The organism is Actinoplanes sp. NPDC051861, from assembly GCF_040681145.1.
Taxonomy (GTDB): Bacteria; Actinomycetota; Actinomycetes; order Mycobacteriales; family Micromonosporaceae; genus Actinoplanes.
This window is the reverse complement of the sequence record NZ_JBFAYE010000005.1, coordinates 32,242-46,810: the sequence shown is the minus strand read 5'-3', so window position 1 is coordinate 46,810 and position 14,569 is coordinate 32,242. Positions and strand designations below refer to the sequence as shown.

At 71.6% G+C, this 14,569-nt stretch carries 10 protein-coding genes; 5 read left to right on the top strand and 5 right to left on the bottom strand.

Annotation, left to right across the window (positions count from 1 at the left end):
* The first annotated feature begins 114 nt into the window (after positions 1–114).
* Both AB0M02_RS17165 and AB0M02_RS17160 read left to right on the top strand, forming a co-directional pair.
* Positions 115–1,356 carry an aminotransferase class V-fold PLP-dependent enzyme gene (locus AB0M02_RS17165; RefSeq protein WP_364227634.1) on the top strand — a complete coding sequence of 414 codons (1,242 nt, stop codon included), beginning with the start codon at positions 115–117 and terminating at the stop codon, positions 1,354–1,356.
* A complete protein-coding gene (locus AB0M02_RS17160) occupies positions 1,343–2,737 on the top strand; it encodes a PLP-dependent aminotransferase family protein (protein WP_364227631.1) in 1,395 nt (464 codons plus the stop codon). Before AB0M02_RS17165 ends, AB0M02_RS17160 begins: the two co-directional genes overlap by 14 nt.
* Before the next feature lie 24 nt (positions 2,738–2,761).
* Here AB0M02_RS17160 and AB0M02_RS17155 read toward each other — a convergent pair whose 3' ends face one another.
* From AB0M02_RS17155 to AB0M02_RS17145, 3 genes are all read right to left on the bottom strand, one after another.
* Complete coding sequence (locus tag AB0M02_RS17155) at positions 2,762–4,441, bottom strand: glycoside hydrolase family 99-like domain-containing protein (protein WP_364227624.1); 1,680 nt, start codon at positions 4,439–4,441, stop codon at positions 2,762–2,764.
* Positions 4,442–4,718: 277 nt separating this feature from the next.
* A complete protein-coding gene (locus AB0M02_RS17150) occupies positions 4,719–5,495 on the bottom strand; it encodes a DUF3152 domain-containing protein (protein ID WP_364227621.1) in 777 nt (258 codons plus the stop codon).
* 125 nt (positions 5,496–5,620) lie between these two features.
* A complete protein-coding gene (locus tag AB0M02_RS17145) occupies positions 5,621–6,553 on the bottom strand; it encodes a helix-turn-helix domain-containing protein (RefSeq protein WP_364227619.1) in 933 nt (310 codons plus the stop codon).
* A gap of 214 nt (positions 6,554–6,767) precedes the next feature.
* Here AB0M02_RS17145 and AB0M02_RS17140 point away from each other — a divergent pair, with 214 nt between their 5' ends.
* From AB0M02_RS17140 to AB0M02_RS17130, 3 genes are all read left to right on the top strand, one after another.
* Entirely contained in the window at positions 6,768–9,818 is a 3,051-nt protein-coding gene (locus tag AB0M02_RS17140) for a BTAD domain-containing putative transcriptional regulator (protein WP_364227616.1), read from the top strand.
* Positions 9,819–10,039: 221 nt separating this feature from the next.
* On the top strand, positions 10,040–11,500 hold the full coding sequence (locus AB0M02_RS17135) for a glycosyl hydrolase (protein ID WP_364227614.1): 1,461 nt from the start codon (positions 10,040–10,042) through the stop codon (positions 11,498–11,500).
* 209 nt (positions 11,501–11,709) lie between these two features.
* A complete protein-coding gene (locus tag AB0M02_RS17130) occupies positions 11,710–12,555 on the top strand; it encodes a patatin-like phospholipase family protein (protein ID WP_364227612.1) in 846 nt (281 codons plus the stop codon).
* Positions 12,556–12,645: 90 nt separating this feature from the next.
* Here the strand turns inward: AB0M02_RS17130 and AB0M02_RS17125 are convergent, their stop codons facing one another.
* Positions 12,646–13,641 (bottom strand): serine hydrolase, encoded by a 996-nt coding sequence (locus tag AB0M02_RS17125; protein WP_364227609.1) that lies wholly within the window; start codon positions 13,639–13,641, stop codon positions 12,646–12,648.
* 111 nt (positions 13,642–13,752) lie between these two features.
* Positions 13,753–14,559, bottom strand: coding sequence for a tyrosinase family protein (locus tag AB0M02_RS17120; RefSeq protein ID WP_364227606.1), 807 nt, complete (start codon positions 14,557–14,559; stop codon positions 13,753–13,755).
* Positions 14,560–14,569 lie beyond the last annotated feature (10 nt).

Genomic DNA, 14,569 nt, shown 5'->3' with positions numbered 1-14,569 from the left:
GTGGAACGACGGAAATGTCCGGACCCACTGAACCAGCCGGCGCTTACGTAACCCTTTCGCGCCGCTGACCGGCGGCCCGGCCGCTTCCCGCCCTCGCGACTGCTACTCTGGTGCATGTACAAGGAAGATAGCGCTATCCAGACTGCCGCAGGACCGCTTTCGCTCGATGTCCCCGCGCTGCGGGCCGACACCCCGGGGGCCGAGCGGGTCGTGCACTTCAACAACGCCGGCTGCGGCCTGCCACCCGGGCCGGTCCTCAACGCCATGATCGATCACCTGCGGCTCGAGGCGACCATGGGCGGTTACGAGGCGGCTGCTGCCAGGGCCGCCGAGGTCCAGGAGTTCTACCGTGAGGCCGCCGCGCTGCTGGGTGCCGAGCCCGAGCACATCGCTTTCGCCAGCAGCAGCACCCATGCGTACGCGACCGCGCTCTCCGCCATCGACTTCGCCGCCGGCGACGTCATCCTCACCACCCGCGACGACTTCATCTCCAACCAGATCGCGTTCATGTCGCTGCGCAAGCGGTTCGGGGTGCGGCTCGTCCACGCCCCCGACCTGCCCGGCGGCGGCGTGGACGTGGACGCGATGGCCGAGCAGATGCGACGGCTGCGCCCGCGCCTGGTGGCGGCCACGCACGTGCCCACCAACTCCGGGCTCGTCCAGCCGATCGCCGAGATCGGGCGGCACTGCCGCGAGCTGGACCTGCTCTACCTCGTCGACGCCTGCCAGTCCATCGGGCAGCTCCCGCTCGACGTCACCGAGATCGGCGCGGACCTGCTCGCCGCCACCAGCCGCAAGTTCCTGCGCGGGCCGCGCGGCACCGGTCTGCTCTACGTCTCCCCGCGCGTGCTCGACGCGGGCTACGAGCCGCTGTTCATCGACATGTACGGCGCGCGCTGGGTGAGCACCGACCGCTACGAGCCGGTCGCCACCGCCGCCAGGTTCGAGGACTGGGAGTTCCCGTACGCCGCCGTGCTGGGATCCGCCGCCGCCATCCGCTACGCCCGCGAGCTCGGGCTCTACCGGATCGCCGACCGTACCCCGGCTCTCGCCGCCCGGCTCCGGGCAGGTCTCGCGGAGATCGGCGGTATTCGCGTGCTCGACCGCGGCACCCAACTGGCCGCCCTGGTCACGTTCGCGGTCGAGGGCTGGGAGGCCGAGCCGTTCAAGGCCGCGCTGGACCGGTGCGGTGTCAACTCGGCCCTCAGCTACCGCCAGTTCGCCCAGTTCGACTTCGGCGACAAGGACGTCGACTGGTGCCTGCGGCTCTCGCCGCACTACTACAACACCGAGGAGGAGGTGGATCGCGTCGTCAGCGAGATCACCGGTATCGTTCGGAAGCGTGTCGGACGGTAGCACTTCTCATTCGCTGGTATCGGAACTGCGCCGCCTGGTCGCCGGGCTCACACCCGGCGACCGGCTCCCCAGCAGCCGGGAGCTGATCGAGCGGTACCGGGTGAGCCCGGTGACCGTGTCGCGGGCGATCGCCACCCTCGCCGCCGAGGGCGCGGTGGTGAGCCGGCCGGGCAGCGGCACCTACGTGGCGCCGCGCACCGATCACGCCGGGCCGACGGTCGCCGACACCGCGTGGCAGACGGTGGCGCTCGCCGACCGGGCGGTCGACGTGCGCCACCTGTCCGGCTCGTACGGTGCGGCGCCGGAGGGCACGATCCGCCTCGACGGCGGCTACCCACATCGGTCACTGCAGCCGACGCAGGCCCTGGGTGCGGCGCTGGCCCGCGCCGCTCGCCGGCCGGACGCGTGGGACCGCGCCCCGGCCAGCGGCCTGTCGGCGTTGCGGTCGATCTTCGCGAGGTTCGTCGGCGGGTCGATCACCCCGGACGACGTGCTGGTGACCGGCGGCGGGCAGAGCGCCCTGTCCATCGCGTTCCGCGCGATCGCCGCACCGGGCAGCCCGGTCCTGGTGGAGTCGCCCACCTATCCGGGTGCACTTGCCGCCGCGCGCGCCGCCGGCCTGCGCCCGGTCCCGGTGCCGCACGACGGCGACGGCATCCGGCCGGACCTGCTCGCCGAGGCGTTCGCGATGACCGGCGCCCGGCTGCTGTACTGCCAGCCCACCTACCACAACCCCACCGGCGCGATGCTCACCGCCGAACGGCGCCGGCAGGTCGCCGAGACCGTACGCGCGGCCGGCGCGTTCCTCCTCGAGGACGACTTCGGCCGCTTCCTGAGCCACGACCGCCACCCGGCCGCGCCGATGATCCTCGACGACCGCGACGGCTCGACGGTCTACGTCACCTCGCTGACCAAACCGGCGGCGCCCAGCCTGCGCATCGGCGCGCTGGTCGCCCGCGGCCCGGTCATGGAGCGCATGCGGGCGATCCGCAAGGTCGACGACTTCTTCGTCGCGCGCCCGCTGCAGGAGGCGGCGGTGGAGCTGGTCAGCTCCCCGGCCTGGGACCGTCATCTACGCGCGCTCGCCACCGAGCTGCGCGAGCGGCGCCTGCTGCTGACCGGTGCCCTCACCGGGGAGCGCCCGGACTGGCGGATTGCCGGGCCGCCCACCGGCGGCCTGCACATCTGGGTCCAGTTGCCGGCCGGCGCCGACGCCCTCGCCCTTGCCGCCGCGGCGCGGAGGCAGGGCGTGACCGTCGACGCCGGCAGCCGTTTCTTCGCGACCGAGCCGCCGGCCGCCTTCCTGCGCCTGTCCCACGCGGCCGCGGCGGACCGCGCGGAACTGTTGGAAGGCGCCCAACGGCTGACCGCGCTCACCTGACGGGGCTGAGCCCCGGCTGACCGGTCACGGCCTCCGGCACGGTAGGGCCAGGCCGGGCTTGCCCTGCAGACCGAGCTCACCGCGCAGGATGTCGAGGTACCGGCATCCGTCCCGGGCGTTGGGCTCGATGTACCCGCCCTCGTGCCACTCGTTCCACGCGTACACCAGCACCATGTTGTCGACCACCGACTGCGGGCGCGGAGCGGCGTCCATGTCCCGCTTCACGTTGCGCGCCGCCTCCCGGAACAGGTCGAAGTTGTGGTCCGGGAAGTACGCCACGGTGCTCGCTTCCGGCTTGAAGACCGGGTAGCGGGGCCGTTCGTCGAAGTCCGACATGACACAGCGCACGAAGTTGTTCGATCCGCGCCCGAAACCGGCCCGCTGCTCGTTCACGTACTTGGTGTAGCTGCGGCCGGCCACGGCGTGGTACGGCGCCGCGCAGTAGTCGCCGTCGGCTCCGGCGTCCGGCAGGCGAAGGCCGAGGTCCTGGTGGGCCAGAACGAGGATCTCCTCACCGAGCTTGGCGCGGGCCTTCGACCGTACGGTGTCGACGAACGCCTTGGTGTCGGAGGCCGTGTTGCCGCCGATGCCGCGGGTGTCGCACAGCCAGAGGATGCGGCGGCCGTCGTTCGCGCGCAGATAGTTCGGCTGCGCCAGGTAACTGTTGACGAGCCGGTCGGCGACCTCGCCGTACTGGGCGACCGGGATCTTCAGCGTGCCGTTGTCCCAGTCGTGGGCGCAGATCGTCACGCCGAAGTCCAGGGCGTTGCGGTTGGAGGCCCGCAGGAACGACTCCAGCCCGGCGTTCTTCGTCTCGGTACGGGTGTTCGGGTTCCAGTACCAGTAGAACGCGAAGTAGTCGAGGCCGGCCGAACTGGCCTGGTCGATGTGCTTCTCCACGGTCGCCGTCTGCGCGTCGTCGTAGTAGCCGATGAGCGGCTCGCGGTCGCTGAAGTCGTCGCTGCTCCAGGCACCGCGGTACTGCTTGACCTTGGGGTCGGTGCCCGCGTAGTCGCGCACACCCGCCCACGGGTCGTCGTAGCTCCGCTTGTAGTAGTCGCGGCCGGCCTTGATGACCGCGGTGGAGCCGCTGTTCCAGGTGCCGAAGTACAGTGCTCCGGCGCGGACCACGCGCGGGTTGGCGTACCCGAGCGGGCCGTCCCGCTTGTAACCGTTGCGGAGCAGCTCCTCACCGTTGCCGTACGGCTGGTCGAACGCCATCCGCCACTCACGCCCGTTGCTGAAACGCCACAGCATCTGGGTGCCCATGGTCTGCTTCACCGATGCGTGCCCCAGCACACCCTCGTACCGGAAGCGGCCCGAGGCGACCAGTGCGTTGCGCTCGCCGGCCGACGCGGTCACCAGCCAGCCGGCCGTGCCGGTGCGCGCGAGCCGGTGCAGCGGCTGCGAGCCGGTGAAGGCCGCCTGCCGGAGATAACCGCTTGTGCCACTGTCGTAGCGCAGGCCGTGCTTCGCGACGGCGGTGTCGGCCTCGGACCGAGACAGCGTGTAGAGGTGCACGCCATCCGGGTTGGTGAGACCGAGCAGGGGAACCGGATCATCGACCGCGTTCTGCCCCACCACCGGATTCTCCGGCGCCTGTTGTTCGGCGCCGGCCGTGCCCACGGTCACGCCGTATGCGATCAGGCTGACCGCTGTCAGCACGGCTGCGCCGAGGTACAGCCTTCTTCGTTGCCTCTTCAAAGGAACACGCCTTTCGCGTTCGGACAGGAATTCGCGTTCGGACGGAAAAGAGCCACGCCCGGCCGGAGCGTGACCGGGCCGCAGGGCGGTGCAGCTGCGCGGTCGTCCGAGTCCGGCGGGCGTGGCCTGCGCCGAGGAGTGGACCGTCACTCCAGGGCTGACGGGGGAAGAGGCAGGGCGGAAACTACGACCAAGAGGAGCACCGCCCTGCCGACTCACCCGGGCGGAAACGTTAGGGGGACCCGGTTGCGCGCCGCTTTCCCGGCGCTGACGCGGGTCAGCGCCGGCCGCGGTCGCGCGGGGGAGTCGGGTCGTCGTACGACCCGGGCGGCCCCTCGTGGAGCTCGCCGTCCGGGTACGGCCACGCGTTGGCCGTGCACCCGTGCAGCCCCAGGGTCTGCTGTTGCATCACCGGCGCGAGCCCACCACGGCGCGGGCACCGCTGATGTGACTCACCGAGCCGGTGGCCGACCTCGTGGTTGATCACGTAGTGGCGGTACTCCGCGAGCGGGGCGCCGTAGTCCGGGACGCCCTTGACCCATCGGGCCACGTTGATCACCACGCGGGCGCCGTTGCGGCACGACGTGTAGCCGTCCGCGCCGTCGCAGAACCCGTCCCGGGTGCCCGGAGTAGCCAGATAGACGGTGAAGTCGGCGTTCTGGCCGGGCCCGACCCGGCGGAACCGGAACTGTTCGCCGGCGATCCAGCTCCGTGGATCCGCCAGCGTCGCGGAGACCGCGTCGGCGAAGGCGGCAGCGGTCACGCCCTTGATCCCGCCCTCGACCGCCACCCGGTACCGCATCAGCCGGCCCTCCCGCACGGCCGGGCTGCCGTCCTGTTTCGCGGCCGTCGTCCAGGTTCCGGTTCCCTGAGCCGGATAGGTGATGCGCGCCGGTGCGGGCGCCTTCGCCCTTGGCGCCTGCGGGGACACCGCCACGGGCGGAGCAGCCGCGGCGGGACCGGGTAACGGCACCGGCTCGGGGGCGGTGTTGCAGGCGGCGACGGCCATACCGGCCATCGCCACCGCGACCCACAAAAAACCCCGCGATCTCATGTCGTCTCCCTCGCCACGGTGTTTTCACATCCCTGACGATCAAGAGCTCGCAAAGGTTGAGAGAGATGCTGCTACCGTTGAACATGAGAGCGACAGATAGCGCTATCGCGCTCGCTGCGGAACCGCTATCGTCCCGCGGTGAACGTCTTGCGGTACTCGCGAGGCCCCACACCGTTGCGCTGCACGAAGCGTTCGCGCAGGATCGTCGCGCTCGTGTAACCGACCGAGCGCGCGATCTCATGGACCGACATGCGGCTGCCGACCAGCAGCTCCTCCGCGCGGGACAGCCGCTGATGCTGCAGCCAGGCGTGCGGGGTGGTGCCGGTCGCCTCGCGGAAACGCCGGGTGAAGGTGCGGGCGCTCATCATCGCCCGGCCGGCCAGGTCGCCGACCGTCAACGGGCTCGCCAGCCGATCGGTCGCCCAGCTCATCACCTCGGTGACCCGCTTCTCCGCGGCGTCCTCGGGGACGGGCAGGCCGGCCGCGCTCGCCTGACCGCCGTCACGGTGCGGCGGCAGCAACAGCTCGCGGGCGATCTCAGCGGCCGGCACCGGACCGTGCTCGCGGCGAACGAGGTGCAGCAGCAGGTCCGACCACGCGCCGCCGCCCGCCCCGGTGAGCAGCCGGCCCTGGTCGACGTAGAGCAGCCCGGCTCGGACGTCCAGGGCCGGGAAACGGGCGGACAGGCCGGCGGCGAGACCGGGGTGCGCGGCGACCTTGCGGCCGTCCAGCAGACCGGTCGCGGCGAGCCCGGCCACCGCGGACCCGGCCGCTACGAGGATCGCGCCGTTGCGGTACGCGTTCCGTACCGCGTCCAGGGTCTCCCGCCGAGGGTCCCGGGCCGCGCCGCCGGGCAGCAGGACGACCAGGTCCGCGGCCACGAGACGGGACATGCCGTGATCGACGTGGACGGTGAGCCCGAGGTCCGACGCGAGCGGGCCCGCGCCGTGGCCGCACCGCGTGACGTCGAAACGACCGGTGAGCATCTCGGTCACCAGACCCAGCGCGTACGTCTCGACGCCGTAGGGGACGTGGATGGCAACTGATCGGAAACCCATGCCCGCAGCGTCGCCGGAGGCGCTTGCCGGGCGCCTTCACCGTGCTGACTCGGCCGGTGTCAGCGACATGAAAGCCCCGCGAAAGCGGCGCGGGAGCGCGGTGAGAGTGCCACGCAAGCACCTCGTAGTTCGGTGGCTACCGAACTTGCCCGGCCGGGCTCCGGCGGAGCCGGGCGGATCACGAGTTGACGCAGGAGTGTTCCGAGGGGGCCGGGTGCCGGCAGGACAGGTGGAGTTCCGCGTTCTCGGGGCGCTGGAGGTGGTGGTCGGCGGCCAGGTCGTCCCGATACCGGCGGACAAGCTGCGCATCGTGCTGACGGCGCTGCTACTGAGGCCGGGCCGGGTGGTGCCGGTGGCCGAGCTCGTCGGCCACCTGTGGGAGACCTCGCCGCCGGTCCGGGCCCGCGCGACCATTCAGACCTATGTCGCCCGGCTGCGGGCCCTGCTGCGCCCGGCGAACGTCATCCACACGCACGGCGACGGCTACCTCATCGACGTCGACTCGGACGCCGTGGACCTGGACCGGTTCCGGCGGCTGGTGGCCGAGGCCGAGGCGGCCACCGGCGACCCGCACACTCAGGCGGCCCTGTTGCGTACCGCGCTCGCTCTCTGGCGCGGCCCGGCGCTGAGCAACGTCTCGTCGGACTCGCTGCGCGCGCTCGTGGTGAGCCCCCTCGACGAGGAGAGACTCGCGGTCGAGGGCCGCCGGATCGAGGTGGAGCTGAGCCTCGGCCGTCATCGGCACGCGGTCGCCGACCTGCGCGCGCTGACCGCCGAGCACCCGCTGCGGGAGCAGTTCTGGGAGCTGCTGATGGTGGCGTTGCACGGCAGCGGGCGGCAGGCCGAGGCCCTCGAGGTGTATCGCACCGTCCACCGGCTGCTGCACGACGAACTCGGGATCGAGCCCGGCGAGGCGCTGCGCCGGCGGCATCGCGAGGTGCTCAACGGCGAGGAGCCGGCCACGGCCGGGCCGCCGCCGTCCCGCGACGCGGATGCCGCTGTCTGGTGGACCGTGTCCACCCTGCCGCAGGAGCCGAGGGAGTTCGTCGGCCGCGAGGAGCTGACGAAGCAGATCGTGTCCGGCCTCCAGCCGAGGGACGGCCGGGTCGATGTGCCGATCATGGCGATCTGCGGCCCGCCGGGCGCCGGGAAGACGGCGCTGGCCCTTCGTGTCGCGCACCGCCTCGGCGCCGCTTTCCCGGACGGGCAGTGGTTCGTCCGGCTCGGCGGCACCGGCGCGTCGGCCCGCCACGCCGGTGACGTCGTCGCCGAGCTGCTGCTGGCCTCCGGGGTGAACCGTGCGCAGATCCCCGACGACCCCGACACTCGCTCGGCGCTGCTCCGTGCCCGGCTCGCCGACCGGTCGGTCCTGCTGCTGCTCGACGACGTCGCCTCCGCGGCCCAGGTCCGGGCGCTGCTCCCGGGCACCACGCAGTCGGCGGTCCTGGTCACCGCCCGCGCCGAGCTGCGCGGTCTGACCGCCTCGCACGCCGCCCGGCTGGTCACGCTCGACGTGCTGCCGGCAGTGGAGTCGCAGATGCTGCTGCGCCGGCTGCTCGGCGACGAGACACCCCTGGACGACGGGACGGCCGCCGAGATAGCCCACCTTTGCGGGTTCCTCCCGCTCGCGCTGCGGCTCGCCGCGGCGCGGCTGGCCGGCCGGTCCGCCGAGGGGGTCGCCCACTATCTCGCCGCGTTGTGCTCGGAGAACCGCCTGTCGCATCTCGCGGTGCCCGGCGACGCCGACACCGCCGTCCGGGCCACCTTCGACCTCTCCTACGGCGCGCTCCCGCCGGCTGCCCGGCGCCTGTTCCGCCTGCTCGGCGTGATTCCCGGCGCCGACTTCACCACCGGCGCGGTGGCCGCGCTGATGGCCGTCGCGCCGGCCGTCGCCACCGAACTGCTCGACCTGCTGGCCGCCGCGTTCCTCGTCCAGCCGGTCGGCGGCGGCCGGTACCAGCTGCACGACCTTCTCCGGCTCTACGCACGGGAGCACGCCGAGGCGGACCAGAGCGCGGACGACGCCCAGCGCCGGTTGCTCGACTGGTACCTGCGCGCCGCCGACTCCGCCGCCGACCTGCTCTACCCCGATTTGACCCGGCTGCCTCGGCCGGACCCGATCGCGCGGCGCCACGACTTCGGCTCCGCGGCCGAGGCCCTGCAGTTCCTGGAGACCGAACGGGAGAATCTGACCGCCGCCATCGCCTCCTGCCAGTTCGCCGGTCCGGGCACCCGGGGCTACGCCTGGCATCTGGCCGACGCGCTCCGCGGCTACTTCCACTCGCATACGACGACCGCGCGGTGGCGGTCCGCCGTACACGCCGGTCTGCAGGCGGCCCGGCAGGCCGGCGCACCCGAGCCGCAGGCCGCGCTGCTGATGAGCCTGGGTCTCCTGCACTGGACGATGGGCGAGCCGGCGCCGGCGATCGAGGTGCTGTCCCGGGCCCGCGAGACCGCGACGGCCGCCGGCCTCACCGAGATCGAGGGCGCCGCGGTGCTGAACCTGGGCGTCGTCCATCTCGAGGCCGGCTCGCCGCACGAGGCCATCCGCCTGCTGCACCGGGCGCTGGACCTGGGCCGCGCCGCCGGCCGCTGGCACATGATCGCCAACTCCCTGATCAACCTGGGTGGCGCCGCGCTGGACGTCGGCCGGTTCCCCCTCGCCCAGCGGCACAGCGAGCAGGCACTGGCCCTCTGCGAACAGATCGGCTCGGCACATGCCGCCGGTATCGCCCGGACGAACCTCGGCCAGGCCCTGCACGCGCTCGGCCGTCCCGACGAGGCGATCGAGCAGCTCACCCTGGCGCTGGAGACCTTCCGGCAACTCGGGTCGATGGCCGACCAGGCCGAGGCCTCGTGGTGCCTGGCCATCGTGCTGCGCGACATCGGCCGGCTGCCGGACGCGCTGCGGACCGCCGGTGAGGCCGTCGCGCACGCCCGGCGATCAGGTGTTCCGCGGCTGCTCGGCCGGGCGCTGACGGTTCTCGGAGCCGTCCACGAGCGCACCGGCGGTCACGATCTGGCCGTGCGTTTCAGCGAGGAGGCGCTGCGCCTGCTGGGCGACCGCGGCCATCGCCGGAGCGCGATCGAGGCGCGGATCACCCTGGCTGCGGCGTTGCGGCTGCGAGGCGATCCGGCAGAAGCATTGGGGTACGCCCGAAGCGCTCGCGACGACGCCGAGGTGTCCGGTCTCACCGTGCACCACGACCTGGCGCGCACCGAGGTCACCCGAGCCGAGGAGGCGCTTGCCCGAGGCCGTCGGTGAGTGAATCGCGTGGCACACGCCACGCGTTGCCGACCCCGGGTTCGCGACTTACTGTCATCGATAGATGCCTCGCTGTAACCCCCTCAGCGCCGAGATGGCAGCGCAACGACGACGTAGGCCGGCTCTCCCCACGTCGTGACGCCGCGCGAGGCCCGCCACCGCGTGTGACATGCCGGGAGAACGGCTGCGCGCGGAAATTCGAGAGAAGGTTCGGTCCCCCCATGCGCAAGTTCCGTTTCCGTGCCCCTGTCCTGGCCGGAGCGCTGCTGCTGAGCACGGCGCTCCAGGCTCCGCCGGCCCACGCGACGACCACAGCGCCGACCAAGGCGACCCGGATGGCGGCGGTGCAGACCGCGAACACGATCAACTACTACCCGTCGAACGCGGGCTGGACGGCGATGTGGACGAGCTTCGACCCGGTACGCATCGACGCCGACCTGACCAGGGCCGCCACGCTCGGTGCGACCAACGTCCGGATCATCGTCTTCCCGACCACGTTCGGTTACCCGGTGCCGGCTGCGGCGTACACCGCGAAGCTCGAGCAGTTCATCGACATCGCGGAGACCCGCGGGCTGAACGTCAAGCTGACGCTCTTCGACTGGTGGAACGGCTACACCGACGTGGCGAACAGCATCAGCTGGGCGCAGACGCTGCTGACGCCGTACGCCGACGACCCGCGCGTGATCGCCGTCGAGCTGAAGAACGAGTTCCCGCCGAGCGACACCGCCGCGGTCAACTGGGTCCGTCAGGTGATCCCCGCCGTACGCACGACCGCCCCCGAGATGCCGCTGACCCTCTCGGTCGACGGCGTCAGCGGCGCCACCGGCATGGGCACGCTCAAGTCCGCGCTGACCACGACGCCGCTGGACTATTACGACTTCCACTTCTACGGCAACTCGGAGCGGGCGCTCGCCGAGATCCGCCGCGCCCAGACGGCTGTCACACCGGACCTGGTCGTCATCGGCGAGACCGGTGTCAGCAGCTACAACGTGTCCGAGGGTGAACAGGGCGCCTATCTCGGCCGGGTGCTGCGCGCGGCCACCGAGGCGACCGTCGGCTCCGTGGCACCGTGGATCCTCAACGACTTCGCCACCGGCGCCATCCCGCCGAACTCGCAGGTTTCCACTCAGCCCGCGCAGTACAAGTACGGCCTGTACCGCACGGACGCCACGGCCAAGTTCAGCGCCTCCGTGGTCGGCACCAAGTGGACGACCGGCACCACACCGAACAGCATCCTGAACCTGAGCTTCGAGGCGGCGGCGAACGAATCGCCGTGGCGTAACTACCTGCCCCAGGCGGGTGCGGCTGTGATCACTACGGAGTCTCCGCGTACCGGCACCAAGTCGGCCAAGTTCTCCGGCACCACCCGGGTCGGCAGCAACCTGCCGTCGCTGCTCACCTCGCCGATCACGCCGGTACAGCCCGGCTACCTGTGGCGGGCCGAGGCGTACGCCCGCGGTGTGGCGGCCACCGGGATCACCGAGATCTCGCTGAGCTGGTTCGACATCAACGGCACGTGGCTGTCCCAGAACACCTCCAACCGCCTCCCCACCGGCAACACCTCCTGGACGAAACTGGTCGTGGAGACCGCGGCGCCGGCCAACGCCGCAGGCGTCCAGCTACACCTGAAGTCCGGCGACAACACCGGCACCGTCTACTACGACGACGTCGCCGTCTCCTAGCCGAGACCCGACGGCATCGCGACCGCCGGCCCGCGCCCGGCGGTCACGACGCCTGAAATCCACACAGCTCATAGCACCGCCAGGTTGTCGCCCCACGAGGTCGCGCGGACGCCCTCCCTCCGGCGACCCGTTCCCGGGCTGGGGCGAGCGAGGCGCGGGCGGGCGGCTGTGGGTGGTGGGCGGCGGGAGGGGGTGCTTGGATCGGGCGCATGGGTGTGGAGGGGAAGGCGCTCGTGCTCGGTGGCGGTGGCGTCACCGGGGTGGCCTGGGAGATCGGGCTGTTGCACGGGCTGGCGGAGCGCGGTGTGGATCTGAGTGGCGCGGGGCTGTTCGTGGGGACCTCGGCGGGGGCTTCGGTGGGGGCGCAGGTGCTTTCTGGCGTACCCCTCAAGGCTCTTTATGACGCACAGCTCGCTGACGCCAAGGGTGAGATTGCCGCGCGGCTCGGGCCCGGTGTTCTGCTCGGGTTTCTGATCGCTGGGCTGTGGCCGGGGGATCCGGCGCGGGGGCGTGCGTGGCTCGGGCGCCGGGCGCTGCGCACCCGGACCGTGCCGGAGGCGGAGCGGCGTGCGGTGATCGCGCGGCGCATCGGGGACGGTGGCTGGCCTTCAGCGGCCCGCCTGCGCATCACGGCGGTCGAGGCACAGACCGGAGAGGTACGCGTATTCGACGCCACCTCCGGCGTCTCCCTGATCGACGCCGTCGCCGCCAGTTGCGCCGTGCCGCTCGTGTGGCCGCCGGTGACGATCGGGGGCGTGCGCTACATCGACGGCGGAGCGCGCTCGGTGGCCAACGCCGACCTGGCCGAGGGCAGCCGGCGGGTGGTCGTGCTGGCGCCGAGTACGCAGTCCGTGCGGAGTTCGGGCCGTCCGGAAGCACAGCTCAGGGCGCTCGGCCCGGACGTGCGCGGCGCGGTGGTCTCGCCCGGCCGGGCCGCGCGCGCCGCGATCGGCACCAACGTGCTGGACCCGGCCCGCCGGCGCCCGGCGGCCGAGGCGGGTTACGCCCAGGCCGCCAGCGAAGCCGACCGCCTCCGCGCGGTCTGGAACGAGTAGCGCGCCCGAAGCCGACCGCCTCCGCGCGGTCTGGAACGAATAGCGCGCCCGAAGCCGGCCGCCTCCGGGCGGTCTGGAACGAGTAGGGCGTCAGCCTCCGTTGACCGGGTGGAAGGGCTTCGGCAGGGAGCGGGGGACCGCTGACCGGGCGGTGCGGGTCTCCGGGACCGGTGGCAGGTTGTCGAACAGGGCGCGGCCGATTTTGGCGTGGGCCTGCACCGCCGGGTGGGTGGCGCCGTAGTTCTCCGGGTCGCCCAGGCCCTCGGCGAACATCGCATACGTCAGCAGCGGCACGCCGTCGGCGCTGAACATGATGCCGACCTCGTGGCGGGACTCGCCGAGGTCGTTGAAGTCGGCGCCGTACTTGGTGGCGACTCGTTCGCGCTCGCGGGAGGACATGACGCGGCGGACGCCGTCGTGGTAGCCGTTGAGCCAGCGGGTGACGCTCAGCAGGAAGTCGCAGGACTCCGGCTTGAGCAGTGTCTTGGTGGCCAGCCGCCAGAGCAGGTCGTGCATCTCGCGCGGGGTCGTGGTGCCCAGATAGAAGCGGTTCGGGTTGGCGACCGGCTCGACGCGGGTGTGTACGAAACCCTTGGCGGCGAGGATCTCGTTGATCTCCAGGGCGGGGACGACGCGGCCGCACATGCGTACGGCGGTGTTGTCGGAGACCAGCAGCATCGCGGTGAGGAAGTTGCCGACGGTGATCTCGTCGCCCCAGACGCGGTGCAGGTGGTAGATGCCGGAGCCGCCGAGGATGATGTCGGCCGGCAGGTCGAGCTTCGTGCCGAGCGTCAGCTGCCCACGGTCGATCTTGTCCATCACGGCGGTGGCGACGGCGAGTTTCTGCACGCTGTAGCCGTAGGTGACGTGGTCGGCGTCGTCCTCGACGATCGCCTCGAGCGCACCGTCGGCGCCGACCGCGGCGATGTGGGTGTGCCAGACGCCGCCGGCCCTGGTCTTCTCGCGCTGGTACACCTTCCGGACACCGGCGGGGCGGGATGGCGTGGCGTGGGCCGGGGTGCTCACGCCGACCGCCGCGGCGGCGCCGAGTCCGAGGGCCAGACGACGGGACATGCTCGTGGACATCGCTCTCCCGAAATGGACGGACGGTGGACCATGCGGCAAGGTACACCACGTCCGCACATAACCGGAGCAAAGGCCGTTGACCGGGAGAAACTCCCGGTCAACGGCCGTCCGTCACACGTAGGAGACCCCGATGTCGGCGTTGTTGGCGACACTGGCCGGGGTCTGGCCGAAGGGCTGCATCGTGTCGTTGACGTCGATGACGTTCGCGGTGCCACCCGTCGGGCGGTAGGCGTTGATGCGGCTCCCGTTGTTGACGCTCTGCCAGCGCCACCACAGCCGGTCGATGTTGCAGTGGTGCAGCCAGAAGGCCGGGTCGTTCGGTGCCTCGCGGGTCGCCATGTGCCCGCCGACATAGTTGTGCACCCGGTTGTGCAGCTCGATCTCGTTGCGGTTGCGGTAGCTGTTGGACACCGTCGAGTTCCACGGCGCGTTGTCGTAGGTCGCGTAGTTGTTCTGAACGGTGTTGACGTTCGTGGTGGTCGGGCGGGAGGCGTTCTGGCCCACCCGGCGCTGCAGGTTGTTGGTGGAGATGCTGCTGCGGTAGACCGACCAGCCCCAGGTCCGGCTGAAGTTGCCGGAGACGGACGGGCCGGTGGTGCCGAGGAAGTTCGCCACGAACGGCGAAGTGGAGATCGTCCAGTCCCAGTACGGGATGAACAGGTTGGTGTTGTTGGCCACCGACTGCAGGTCGAGTTCCAGCAGCCGCAGGTACTCACGGTGCCACGGGAAGAACGACGGGGACTGGTGCGCGTGACTGATGTTGTCGGGAGTGCGCGCGAAGTAGGTCACGTGCTGGTCGATGTACCAGTTGTACGTCCGGCCACTGGCGGCGGGCGTGGTCTTGAAGGTGCGGAGGGTCTGGGTGAACAGGTCCCGCTCCGCCTGGTTCATCGTGGTGAAGTTTCTGCGGACAGCCATGGTGGTTCGC